The following is a 13,467-nucleotide window of genomic DNA, read 5'->3' on the forward strand; positions in this document are numbered from 1 at the left end:
CATTTACACGTCTACATTTGTTAGTATTGATAATAACAGACACTTTGTTTCCATCTGTAAAAAAGACAATAAAGGTTATATGTATAACTGTCGTAGCGTCCTAAGTTTAATTGTTGGTGGCGTATGATAATGCATAAAAAAACCTTGTTAATATTAATCCTGATTATTGCTCTAGGTTTGTTTTTTGTTTTTTTATTTAAAAATACTGATGAAATTATAGATATGCCACATTATATACAAAGAAAATGCGAGGCGAATATTAGTGTTAATTTGTTTACTAAAGAGGAAACATTGACTCTAAATGCATCTATAATTCTTTTACTCAGTCAAGGAAAGAATAGTGTATATTCAATGAATGGCACAATTGAGTCTCAGCATAGAGATAGTAAAGATGTGAAGACATTTCGGCTGCTTAGAAATATCTATTTTCATTATAAAGAAATAGATAGGAATAATAATGTATATAAATTTGAGAATGATTATGTAGATATAGATAATTACGATAATGTCAGTGAGTCTATCGCAAAAATAATACTAATGAAACTGCATTATATAAGTGATGCGACAGATACTATCGTGTTGACACCTTATGGGAAAAATGGACTTATATTCTCCACTCTTTACTATCCCGCTTTTATTTGTTTTTTTGAGATAAGTTAGTCTCCTATTTGGTTGTTGCCATTATTTTTTTGGGGTACAAACGCTGTGCAATAAATAGAGTTATATTTAAGCAGGTGTCAATATTAAATTGATGCCTGCTTTGTATGTTGGTAATAAATTGGGTAGTCAATGTATAAATTTAATCATCCTTACAGCAATAATTAATTTATTCTATAAAATTAAATTTATAAATTAAAACTTTTTAATGTGGTCTAGGTGTTAATCTGATTCAAAAATATTTTGTGGGATATTTAATATCTATTGCTCTTTCTTTATTAATATTAAGTTTGGAATTTTAACCTTAATTCTCGCTTAATTTATGTTTTATACAGAGTTTTATATCGAATATTTGGCTTATGTTGGTTAATGATGGAAAGTTAGGTATCCACGAACATATTATATAAATAGATTACAAAAACTTAACGGTTAGATAAAGGAGGAGGAGGTCTGAGACTAATCTTGATAAAAAAACACTAAAAATTGTTCACTAATGAGATGAATATTTAAACTTATGGTAGTACTTCCATGCCACTACCAGGTTATATTTTAATGGAAATAGGTAACTCAATGAATAATGCAGACGTTAGACGTTTAGAAGTTTTAACTACTTTAACCGATTTCTGTAGTGAAAGTTTGTCTAAGAAAAGTAGCTCAAGCTCTATAGAGTTATGTCATGCTCCAAAAACGAGAGATATTGCAAATTTGTGTGATTTGGATATTTATATTACCCGATTAGATTTACTTTATTGGGTGAAAAAAAATAAAGTGGAATGCTATTCTGAAGGGCGTGGAAAAGATTCCAGATGGTGGTGTAGAGGTGATAAAGAAATGCATCATATTGATGAAGGTTGATAATAACATATTTATACCATTTGAACCTAAACTTGTCATTAAAGTTACATGCTGCCTGTTTTTGATCTAATTTATTCCTCAACGAAAATAGGCAGTTTTATCTATGTGAAAAATATCAAACCCTGGTGTCGCGTTGGCTTAATTCCTCGATTTTTCTCTACAAAAAATCATCTTGCCTTCTTCAATTGCTTTTAAAACCCACTGGATTTTTTATTCTGTCTAATTCCAGAATATTGATTGTTATAACTATATTATTTTTTAAATATCAAATTCCCAATAAAGAAATCATTTATTTTCATATTTACTCTAATGAATAAATGTTCTCTCTCTATATATAACAAATTGATTATTATGGGTTGTTTGGCGATTAAGCAATAAAATGGCAAGAAATGTCCTATTTTTTTTGGGTTATTGCATTGCTATAATAATAACATGGTATCAGATTTACTATATAGCTACATTTTTTTATTAATACTTGAGTTTCATCGGACAGATATCTATGCCTCCGCTCACCATTTGATTATTGTGGATAAAAATGGGTAAATTCAAAGAATTTAAAAAGAAGACTATTTTATTTTTAGCCTGGCTGCAGATCTTTTTTCAGTTTTTTTTTCCTATTGCTATTAATTATCCAGCATCAGCCATAGGAGCATTAAAACAACAAGAGCCTGAGTCTGTGTTTAGTGTTGATAGGGAAAACAGTCACCAGTCAGAACAAGTGCCACTTGAGATCCCCTTTTCAAACACTCTATCTTCTGCCGCGAATAGTGCTGCTAATGGTGGCACTAAAAATATAGCTAATCAGGCTATATCCACAGCATCAGGATATACAACAAACTCGATACAAAATTGGCTTCAACAATTTGGTACTGCACAAGTTCAGTTAAATATTGATAATAACGGTAAATTGGATGGAAGCAGTTTAGACTTTCTTACACCACTGTATGAAGATAAAAAATCAATATTGTTTACTCAGTTAGGTGTAAGAGAACAAGATAATCGTATTACCAATAATGTAGGTGCTGGTATACGAACTTTTACTCGTCATTGGATGTATGGAGGCAATGCTTTCTTTGATAATGACTTAACTGGAAAGAATCGGCGAGTTGGCATTGGTGCCGAAGCATGGGCAGATTTTGTGAAATTTTCTACTAACACTTATATGACAAGTAGCAACTGGCACCAATCTCGTGATTTTACGGAGTATAATGAAACAGCAGCTAGTGGATTCGATATTCGAGCTGAGGGATATATTCCTTCCTATCCCCATATTGGTATGAGAACTATGTATGAACAATATTATGGTGAAAGTGTTGGATTATTTGGCAGCGATCATCTGCAAAAAGATCCATCGGCAGTTACAGTTGGGTTAAATTACACACCAATTCCACTGGTGACATTAAATATTGATCATAAACGCGGGCAGGGTGCTCTTAAAGAAACAAAATTTAAAGTCGATTTACGTTATAGTTTTGGAAGTGCCTGGTCTAAGCAAATAGACTCAACTCAAGTGAAAAATCAGCGTATTTTGTCTTATAGCCGCTACGATTTGGTTAATCGAAATAACAATATAGTCTTACAATATAAGAAAAAAGCTCAACAAAGTGTATTTTCTCTTGATTTGTCGGTGATCGTTGATAATAGTCCTGCAGATGGATTAACTTCAAATACAGCTATTGTAAAGGCGATCGATGCCTCTGGTAACCCTATTGCCAGTACTGCAATAAATTGGCATGTAACGGGTAAGGCAAAACTCAAAATGCCAATATCCTCAACGGATAGTAATGGTATCGCTCGGATAGAATTCACTAATGAACTTGCTCAAACTGTTATTCTTCAGGCAATGTCAGGTGAGGTTACAGCTGAGAAGAATAGTCAATTTAATCAGCCCGTTGTGCATGATATAAAGTTGGATATAATCCAAGACCAAAGTGTTGCAGATAACCAGCATAACAATATCGCAAAGATAACAATAACTGATATTAATAATAAGCCAATAGCAAATGCTCCGGTTCGTTGGTTCGTCAGTTTACCAGCACAAATTGTAACAGCGCAGACATTAACTGATAATAATGGACAAGCCCTTGCTGAGTTTCATTCAGCTCAAGCTGCAACTGTAATGTTGACAGCTGAATCTGGCAATAAACTGGCTCAAAAAAAATCAATATTTGTTGCGAGTACTGATACAGCTCGGATTAATAATCTCACCATAACAACTGACGGCTCTGTTGCGAATGGCTCTGCGATGAATATTGCAACTACGTTAGTTGAAGATGAAAGCGGCATTCCTCTTTCGGGTATATATGTTTCATTCAGTAGCAATAGTCCTACAGTAGTACTTACTCCAGCAAAACAAGTAACCGATAGTAATGGAAACGCATTGATCAGTTTTACGAATACTCGCGCTGAAAATATTATGCTAACGGCAGTACTTGATAATGGACATCAAGCCAGTGCTACTGGGACGTTCGTATCTCATCTGGATAAAGCTATTATAAATCTTAAGTTATTAAAAGATAATGAGCCTGCCAATGGGATAGCACAAGATAGCGTAGAAGTCTGGATTAAAGATGATAAAGGTAATGCGCTCGGCGATGTTCCTCTCTCTGTTACGACTGACAGTGCTACGGCAATATTAGCAACGCAGAATGTAATAACTGGGAAAGATGGTAAGGCATTGGTTTATTTTAGCGATACAGTAGTGGAAACCGTTATTTTAACAATTAAGTTGGATAATGGGCTTAGTGCAAAAATTGACAGCCACTTTATCGCTGACAACAATAATGCAACAGCTACCCTGACAGCGGTTACGGATAATAGTGTGGCTGATGGTGTGGCGCGGAATCAGCATAAATTGCAGGTGTTGGACGGAAAAGGTAACGCCGTAAGCGGGATGAGTGTGGCGCTGAGCAGTAGTAGCACGAGTGCCGTGCTGGCCGAAAGCAGTGTCATTACTGCGGCTGACGGCACCGCAATGGTCAGTGTCAGCAATACAGTGGCAGAAACCCTGCTCTTGACGGCGGCACTGGGTAATGGTCAGACCGTGAATGGTGACAGTCATTTTATTGCCGACAACAATAGTGCAACAGTCACTCTGACAACGGTTACGGATAACAGTGTGGCTGATGGTGTGGCGCAGAATCAGCATAAATTGCAGGTGTTGGACGGAAAAGGTAACGCCGTAAGCGGGATGAGTGTGGCGCTGAGCAGTAGTAGCACGAGTGCCGTGCTGGCCGAAAGCAGTGTCATTACTGCGGCTGACGGCACCGCAATGGTCAGTGTCAGCAATACAGTGGCAGAAACCCTGCTCTTGACGGCGGCACTGGGTAATGGTCAGACCGTGAATGGTAACAGTCACTTTATTGCCGACAACAATAGTGCAACAGTCACTCTGACAACGGTTACGGATAACAGTGTGGCTGATGGTGTAAAACAGAATAAAATTGATGTATTGGTTTTAGATGGGAAAAATAACCCAGTTAGCGGCGTTAATGTCACATTTACAAGTAGCAGTACAACAGCAATATTGGTTCCTGTGAAAGGTGTGACAGATATTACTGGTAAAACCAGCGTTAGTCTTAGTAATACTGTCGACGAGAAAGTCACAATAACGGCTACTCTAGACAATGGAATAGCTAAAGGACAAATAGTCACCTTTATCCATAACATTTATAAAGTAGCGTCTTATATTACGCTCTCAGATTTGGCTATGCCACGAGGGCCTGTGGGGGATGGTGCAGAATATAATACTACGCAGTTTTTGCTACAAGATAGCGTCGGGATACCGGCTCCTGCGGGGGTAAAAGTTGCTGTCAGCTTAGCCTACAAAAGTGCGCAAACACCAAACGCTGGGCTAACGTTAATAACACCTGCTACGGATGTGACAGACAGCAATGGACAGTTTAAGGTGAGCTATGCTGGCATATCTCAAGGCGTCGTTATAATAACTGTTACTCCTGAAAATGGAGTATCTTTTACGGCTGAAAATACTCGCCTTTCTATTCCTAGTTTGAATATAACAGTAATAAAGAATGGCGCGAAAGCTAATAGTAAGGATAAAAATTCGCTTAAGTATACAATTACCTCACCTCGTGGTGTTCCTGTTAAAGGGTTAATATTAAAATCTGTCTTAGTGCGCTATTATACCTCAGCGGGTTCAGTACCACTCGAGAAAAAATATGGATGGGTTGTATCACCTTCAGTTACAACAGATACCAGTGGATCTGCAATTATTGAATATCTATCAAGTGATATATTACCAACAGGTGCAGTACATGATTGGTTTATTATACCTAATTGGATAGAAGGCAGTGAAAACCAGGAGTTTGGGAGTGTTTATATGGGAAATATTGGTGTTCCAATTACGTTTGTTAAATAAAAAAATAGTTATATTAACATAAGAGATAAGAAGGGGGCCGTATATAGAGGCCCCTTTATTTTTTGCATTACCCGTCGATATATTATATCGATGGGGGGATGCATTATAACTATGGGTAAGTGTCATTGGATGATATGAGATTGTTTATTTCGATATAAATATTCGAAGTTTAATGAATTGGATTTTAAATGATTAATTTAATTGTGACTACTCTATACTGATTAGCGGTGGTTTTAGTGAGATGACCCTATTTCATATTATCGATAAGCCTAATGTACTTAGGGAAATTGACTAAATGGTAAAGGATAGATTACAAGGGGGCTTAATGGATCCGTTATTTCAAGAGGATGTGAAAGACATTACCTGGATAATAATTGGTGGTTTGGCTATTTGGGGAGGGCTGGTTAGGTATATTATTGATAGTCAACAGAGAGGTAATCAGTGGTGCTGGATTGGGGCGAGTAGCCAAATTGTAGTATCGGGTTTTACCGGGTTATTAGGTGGTTTGCTGAGTATAGAGATAAATAGTGAACCTTACTTCACATATGCTATTGCTGGTTTGAGTGGAACACTAGGCAGTACTGCACTCAGTTATTTTTGGCAGCGATTTCTTTTTTCAGATAAACTACCGTTAGATTAACTTATTTATAGATTAACTTATTTATAGATTTACTCACTTTACTAGTGATGATTATCAATCACTATAAATATAGAAGATATACAGTTTGATTTTGAAAATAATTTCATATTGGTGGTGTTTTTTTGATATATAACGCTCTTTATTAATGGGTTTTAAAAGTTTCTGCTTACTATGAGATTATTGGCTAGTTATGTAAATGAATTTATGCATTTCATGGGGGGATAACACTTGGTGTAGATATCAAGTTTGTGTAAGGCAACTTATTGATTCACTAAAATATAACTGATTCTATTCTGGTGTGTATTGACTGGAGTAAATTTAAGTTTTTTTGAGCGGTTATTTATATTTATAATTAAAATTCTCTGTGTCCTCTGTATAGAAATGCCAACATTATTAACTGACTCACATAGTTGGATTGTCTGCACTCTGCGGATTGTCTACGATTAAGGGTAATATATCAGTGCTAAAAAACTGCATCGAAAGAAAAGATGCAGTTTCTCAGGGATTAAAGTTTAGCGAAACACCGACGTGCAGCGTCTACAGTCTTCTGAATATCTTCTTTACTGTGCGCTACAGACATAAAGCCAGCTTCAAAAGCTGAAGGAGCCAAATAAACACCTTCTTGCAACATCAAATGGAAGAAACGTTTGAAGCGCTCGACGTCACAATTCATCACATCCTGATAGCAAGTCACTGTTGGGGCATCAGTAAAGAATAAGCCAAACATACCGCCAACGTGGTTAACCACCAGTGGGATATTTTCTTCTTTAGCCGCTGCTAGCAGGCCATCTGCCAGTGAATCAGTCAATTCAGTCAGTGTTTCATGAATCCCCACCTGTGCAACTTCAGTCAGACAGGCAAAACCGGCAGCCATGGCAATTGGGTTGCCAGACAGGGTTCCGGCTTGATAGACCGGGCCAGTAGGTGCCAGTGCATCCATCACATCGCGACGGCCACCAAATGCGCCGACCGGCATACCACCACCAATTATCTTACCCAGACATGTCAGGTCAGGAATCACATTGTAGTAATCTTGTGCCCCCGCTAATGCGACGCGAAAACCGGTCATCACTTCATCGATAATCAACAGTGCGCCGAACTCATCACACAATGCGCGCAGACCAGGCAGGAACTCTGGCAATGGTGGCACGCAGTTCATGTTACCGGCGACAGGCTCGACAATAATACAAGCGATATCAGCTGGATACTGTTCAAAGGCTTCACGTACAGAAGCTAAATCGTTATAAGTACAAGTCAGGGTATGTTTGGCAAAATCTGCAGGCACACCGGGTGAGTTAGGCTGACCCAGAGTTAGGGCGCCTGAACCAGCTTTAACCAGCAGGCAATCTGCATGGCCATGATAGCAGCCTTCAAATTTGATGATTTTATCGCGGCCGGTGAAGCCGCGGGCCAGGCGAATGGCACTCATCGTTGCTTCCGTTCCGGAGTTGACCATCCGCACCATATCCATCGTTGGGACTAAATTGGTGACCAACTCGGCCATTTTGACTTCCATCTCTGTCGGCGCACCGAAGCTCAGGCCACGCTCCACAGCTTCAATCACGGCCTGACGAATTGCCGGATGGTTGTGCCCTAAGACCATTGGCCCCCAGGAACCAACATAATCAATATAGGTTTTACCATCTACATCAAACAGATATGCGCCATCGGCACGTTCGATGAATAAGGGGGTGCCACCAACACCAGTGAAGGCTCGCACTGGAGAGTTAACCCCGCCTGGAATCAACTCTTTTGCCTGGGTATACAGACTTTCGGATTTACTCATATATGGCTCCTGAATTAGGCGACATTAACATTGGTAACATCAGCCTTGGCAATCAACAATGCCGCTTATTCTAAAGTACTGGCTGCGGTTATCAAATGATTGGGTATATTTAGCAAATAGCTTGCGCGATGAGCCGCAAACTCAAGAAAAAAGCCTTTTCTGAGCAAGATCATTTCATTGGTGTTTAAACAGGCGTACTAGCAGCGTGTAAGCTAGACTCATACAGCGGATTTGTATTACTTATTATTTAACTGACAAGCATACAAACTATGACTGATTCGACACAAAATATAACTAGTGAAAGTATTTCTGAAGTTAAACGTGGGCGCTTTATCCATGCTTTGGTTAATCGCGACACAACACCCTTAGTTATTCTTATCATGGCTGCAGTCGTGGGGGCAGTCACAGGTTTGTTGGGGGTAGCATTTGATCGTGGGGTTGATTGGATACAGCAAGAAAGGTTAGCGACTCTTGCTAAGGTTGCTGATAGTGCGATTTTAGTCTGGCCGCTGGCTTTTCTTATGTCAGCATTGCTGGCCATGGTGGGTTACTTTCTGGTGCGTCGTTTTGCGCCCGAGGCGGGTGGTTCAGGGATACCTGAAATAGAAGGGGCAATGGAAGAAATGCGCCCGGTTCGCTGGTGGCGGGTTATTCCGGTCAAGTTCATTGGCGGGCTTGGTACGCTTGGGGCCGGCATGGTGTTGGGCAGAGAAGGGCCAATGGTACAAATGGGGGGTAACAGTGGGCGGATGGTTGTCGATATCTTCCGCCTACGCAGCGCTGAAGCGCGTCACTCATTATTAGCGACCGGTGCCGCTGCGGGGCTGTCAGCTGCTTTTAATGCTCCGCTAGCCGGGATTTTATTTGTTATCGAAGAGATGCGGTCGCAGTTTCGCTATAGCTTGGTTTCAATTAAAGCTGTTTTTGTTGGAGTTATTACTTCAACTATCGTTTACCGCTATTTTAATGGTGAGCGTGCAATTATTGATGTAGGTAAACTCAGTGATGTTCCTCTGAATACCTTATGGCTCTATTTGTTGCTAGGCATTATTTTTGGTGCAGTGGGAGTGATATTCAATGCACTAATATTTCGTACACAAGATCTGTTTATGCGTTTTCACGGAGGCGATTGGCGCAAGTTGGTACTGATAGGTGGCCTGCTGGGTGGGATGTGTGGCTTACTTGCATTGATTCATGGTGAGGCAGTGGGCGGCGGGTTTGCATTAATTCCTATCGCAGTCGCCGGTAATTTCAGCATTGGTATGCTGCTCTTTATTTTTATTGCCAGAGTGATTACCACTTTACTGTGTTTTGGTTCTGGTGCACCAGGTGGGATATTTGCTCCGATGTTGGCTCTGGGAACCATTCTGGGAACCGCTTTTGGCTTGTCTTGTGCGCACTTTTTCCCTCAATACAGCATTGATGCAGGTACTTTTGCCATTGCTGGGATGGGGGCGCTATTTGCCGCCTCGGTTCGTGCGCCATTGACCGGGATCGTATTGGTGCTGGAAATGACCGATAATTATCAGCTTATTTTACCAATGATAGTCACTTGTCTGGGAGCGACTTTAATCGCGCAGTTTATGGGAGGGCAGCCCTTGTATTCAGCTATTTTGGCCCGCACATTACAAAGACAAGAGCAGGCAGCAAAGGCTGCAGAAGAGCAAGCAGCGGTTGAAAGTAGCACTCAAACAGGTAGATAATATATAACATTAAGCCACAATACTTGAATGAATTACTCGGGTATTAGATAATCAATACATAGATCAGGCTGCCATTGTAGTAACCTGCACCTCGAACACCGGTTGGGAGTGATGAGTATGAGCGATGAAACAGTACTGCCCCTGCAGTTTACCGAGGCAGCGGCAAAGAAAGTGAAGCTGCTGATTTCTGATGAGGAAAATCCAAATCTGAAACTGCGGGTTTACATTACCGGTGGTGGATGCAGCGGGTTCCAGTATGGCTTTACTTTTGATGATCAGATCAACGATGGCGATATGACTATTGAGAAGCAAGGTGTCGAGTTGGTCGTTGATCCTATGAGCCTACAATATCTGGTTGGTGGTGCAGTGGATTACACGGAAGGTCTGGAAGGCTCTCGCTTTATCGTGACTAATCCGAATGCGAAGAGTACCTGTGGATGCGGTTCTTCTTTCAGCATCTAATTTACCCTTAACAGCAATGAGTTAGGGTATAAGACCACAGCTAGATTTTTGATAAAAAAACCGCAGCTTTAACAACTGCGGTTTTTTTATATCTGAATATTACCATTCTACAGTAATCAATTGCGCCATTTGGTCGGCACGGGTTTTGCTAACATGCGTGCCATTTGATGCAATAAAAGAATGGCTGATTTTAGGTTCTGTAACCAATCCATTTCCTCTATGACACTGTATTTCTGGATAATTCATTTTGAGGTCATTGACTACGTGTTTGTTTTGATTTTGCGATCGTATCTGACAAGATGACACTATAGTCAGATGTAAATCTATTGTGCCGCTTAGCCCCTGGGCTAGCGACGGACTGGCAAGAAAGACCAGCCAAAACATCAACAAAAAGTATTTCATAATTTATAACTACATTTTTAACTGCCGCTACCGGAGTCGGCAGAGATAACACTAGATATCGGCTAATTATTTAAAAACTTGAAGATTTAACTCGCACTAAAAACGGATTTCATCTTTATTTACAGCACAGATAAGAAAACTTACGGGTTCTACAAGAACCCGTAAGAACGTGCATTGTATAAAATATAATCTACACCTGACAATCAAAAACTGGAATTACGACTAATGCTCTATTTCAAATGTGGGCAGTTTCAAGCGCCAGCGGATAGCGGCAAGCCGGATACCAAGAGTTATCACCATGCCCAGCATCATTGCTTGTTGCAGTGGCATACCAAAAGTATAAAACGCCGTAGCATGCACAATGCCACCAATGATACAGGCAGTGGCATAGATTTCAGTACGTAGAATCATGGGGATCTCGCGAGCTAAAACATCACGAATAATCCCGCCACCAACACCGGTTATTACCCCCATACAGATAGCAACTAGTGGGCTGGCACCTGCAGCGAAGGCTTTATTGACCCCGATACCCACGAATACCGCCAGACCAATAGCATCCAGTACGGGTAGGATCCATTTTGGGGTTCGTCGTGGTTGCCGCACCAGCAAAATAGTTGCCAGACAAGTTACCATCGCAACAACCAGATCTGTGGGATCTTTCACCCAAAATACAGGGCCATTGGCTAAGGCCATATCGCGAATTGTGCCACCACCAACGGCTGTCACCACACCCAATACCAGCACACCAAACGGGTCCATACGCAGCTTCCCCGCCAGCAATACACCAGAGATTGCAAATACCGCAGTACCTAAAATATCCAGCCAATAAACCAGCATTAATGTGACTCCGCCACAGAGGATGGAAGGCTGGCCATTTGTTGGCACAGCTGTTTAGCGGCCAGCAGAATACGTGGGCCAGCGCGATTAAACCAGTCCTCATTAAGAGTTATTATTGGTACTGCAAGTTGGGGACGCCAGAAAGCGCTGATGTTATCTGCTTGAGACTTATCACCGCTGACTACGATCACCTGTGGTTGGCGGATCATCACTTGTTCACGGCTAACCTGCGGCCAGGGAACGCGACTACCAGCAAAAATATTTTCACCACCACAAAGGGAAATAACCTCACTCTGCAATGTATGTCCGGAACTGGTAAACAGAGGCTGAGTACCAAATTGCAGGAACGTGCGTAATGGTTGGTTGCGCGCATTATGGTTACGTAACTCGCGAACTTCCTGGCGTAGCTGTTGCGCAGATTGATGTGCTTGCTCTGGATATGGGCTGTATTGGGCCAATTTATCCAGGTCATCCGCTATCTGATCAATATTAACGGGATCAGAATAGAAGATCGGAATACCAAAAGAGGCTAATTGATCTAGTGGACGTTGCGGATTCCCCCCACGCCAGGCGAGAATCAAATCAGGTTTTAATGCCAGAATACGTTCGACATTTACCCCTTGCCACGAAGCAACATGTTCTAGTTTTTTAGCGGCTTCTGGGTAGTCAGAGTAAGCACTTACGGCAACCAGTTTCTCCCCAAGCCCAGCGGCATAGGCCATTTCTGTGGTGCTGGGTGATAAACTGATAATCCGCTCTGCCGCCAGCGCGGGTGAGTTAAACAGGCCGAGCAACAATAGCATCACTGCTTGGGGCAGAATTATTGCTGCTCGAACCCTGGACGGAATATTAAACCGTACCATTAACCGCATTTAGCCAGCTTGGTTAACATAGCTTCAATCATTCGCGTCGATTGCTTAGCGGCAACAACCAGGAATTCATCAAAACTTAAATGAGATTCTTGATCGGCAACGTCAGAAATAGCTCGCACGACAACAAAAGGTGTCTTGAATAGGTAACAAACATGACCGATAGCCGCCGCTTCCATTTCAACTGCTGCAACGCTCGGGAAGGTGGCGCGAATGCGAGCCAAAGGAGCTGCACCATTGATAAAGGCATCACCACTACAAATCAGGCCGCGTACTGCATTTAAATCCAATTGTTTGATGCAGCTTTCAGCTAATTCAATCAACTTTGGATCAGCAATGAACGCGGCTGGGCAACCAGCCATTTGGCCAGGCTCGTAGCCAAAAGCTGTCACATCAGCATCGTGATAGCGAACTTCGGTAGAAACCACGATATCACCGACTTTCAGGCTAGAGGCCAGGCCACCAGCAGAACCGGTATTGATAACAATGTCGGGTTGGCAATGTTCTAACAAGAGAGTGGTGCCCATTGCGGCAGACACTTTACCGATACCGGATTTCAGTAAGGCGACATCAACGCCATTGAGCTGGCCAGTGTAAATCTCACAACCTGCGCGAGATAAAGTTTGGCGATTTTCAATTTGGTCACGTAGCAATGTGACTTCTTCTTCCATTGCGCCAATAATTCCTACTTTCATATGGATACCCACCGATTTTAAAGGATTAATTAATCTGTAATAAGCCATACACAGTTTATCAGGTAAGTGAGATTGCCGGGTAGTTCACCAAAGATAATGCGTAATGTGCCGCAGTTCATATGCAATCAGCCAAAGTTCACACGTAATCAATTGCATCTTCTGCTGAGAGTGAGTATCACTGTA

General features: G+C 41.2%; 10 protein-coding genes. 6 read left to right on the plus strand and 4 right to left on the minus strand.

Features of this window, described 5'->3' with window-relative positions:
* Nucleotides 1-129 precede the first annotated feature (129 nt).
* From FTB31_RS11020 to FTB31_RS11035, 4 genes are all read left to right on the plus strand, one after another.
* The gene (locus FTB31_RS11020) at nt 130-660 is read left to right on the plus strand and encodes a FidL-like protein (RefSeq protein WP_050075954.1); all 531 of its coding nucleotides are present in this window, start codon (nt 130-132) and stop codon (nt 658-660) included.
* A 525-nt stretch (nt 661-1,185) separates the two neighbouring features.
* A complete protein-coding gene (locus tag FTB31_RS11025) occupies nt 1,186-1,512 on the plus strand; it encodes a hypothetical protein (protein ID WP_077174215.1) in 327 nt (108 codons plus the stop codon).
* Between the two features lie 535 nt (nt 1,513-2,047).
* Nucleotides 2,048-5,890 carry an Ig-like domain-containing protein gene (locus tag FTB31_RS11030; RefSeq protein WP_227731379.1) on the plus strand — a complete coding sequence of 1,281 codons (3,843 nt, stop codon included), beginning with the start codon at nt 2,048-2,050 and terminating at the stop codon, nt 5,888-5,890.
* Between the two features lie 325 nt (nt 5,891-6,215).
* A complete protein-coding gene (locus FTB31_RS11035; protein WP_050075958.1) occupies nt 6,216-6,530 on the plus strand; it encodes a phage holin family protein in 315 nt (104 codons plus the stop codon).
* A gap of 505 nt (nt 6,531-7,035) precedes the next feature.
* On the opposite strand, the gene hemL is transcribed toward FTB31_RS11035, so the two are convergent.
* On the minus strand, nt 7,036-8,316 hold the full coding sequence (hemL, locus tag FTB31_RS11040; RefSeq protein ID WP_077174213.1) for a glutamate-1-semialdehyde 2,1-aminomutase: 1,281 nt from the start codon (nt 8,314-8,316) through the stop codon (nt 7,036-7,038).
* A gap of 269 nt (nt 8,317-8,585) precedes the next feature.
* On the opposite strand from hemL, the gene clcA reads away from it, so the two are divergent.
* Nucleotides 8,586-10,019, plus strand: coding sequence for a H(+)/Cl(-) exchange transporter ClcA (clcA, locus tag FTB31_RS11045; protein ID WP_077174212.1), 1,434 nt, complete (start codon nt 8,586-8,588; stop codon nt 10,017-10,019).
* Nucleotides 10,020-10,136: 117 nt separating this feature from the next.
* Nucleotides 10,137-10,481, plus strand: a complete 345-nt coding sequence (gene erpA, locus FTB31_RS11050) for an iron-sulfur cluster insertion protein ErpA (protein ID WP_004706254.1) — start codon at nt 10,137-10,139, stop codon at nt 10,479-10,481.
* A gap of 624 nt (nt 10,482-11,105) precedes the next feature.
* Here erpA and FTB31_RS11055 read toward each other — a convergent pair.
* From FTB31_RS11055 to mtnN, 3 genes are read right to left on the minus strand one after another with little or no spacing between them, the layout of a single operon-like run.
* On the minus strand, nt 11,106-11,720 hold the full coding sequence (locus FTB31_RS11055) for a TRIC cation channel family protein (RefSeq protein WP_019211026.1): 615 nt from the start codon (nt 11,718-11,720) through the stop codon (nt 11,106-11,108).
* Nucleotides 11,720-12,583: a vitamin B12 ABC transporter substrate-binding protein BtuF gene (btuF, locus tag FTB31_RS11060; protein ID WP_175631671.1), complete on the minus strand. Its 864-nt coding sequence runs from the start codon at nt 12,581-12,583 to the stop codon at nt 11,720-11,722. Before btuF ends, FTB31_RS11055 begins: the two co-directional genes overlap by 1 nt.
* A complete protein-coding gene (gene mtnN, locus FTB31_RS11065; protein ID WP_050075964.1) occupies nt 12,583-13,284 on the minus strand; it encodes a 5'-methylthioadenosine/S-adenosylhomocysteine nucleosidase in 702 nt (233 codons plus the stop codon). Before mtnN ends, btuF begins: the two co-directional genes overlap by 1 nt.
* Nucleotides 13,285-13,467: the final 183 nt, after the last annotated feature.

Source organism: Yersinia proxima, from assembly GCF_902170785.1.
Taxonomy (GTDB): Bacteria; Pseudomonadota; Gammaproteobacteria; order Enterobacterales; family Enterobacteriaceae; genus Yersinia; species Yersinia proxima.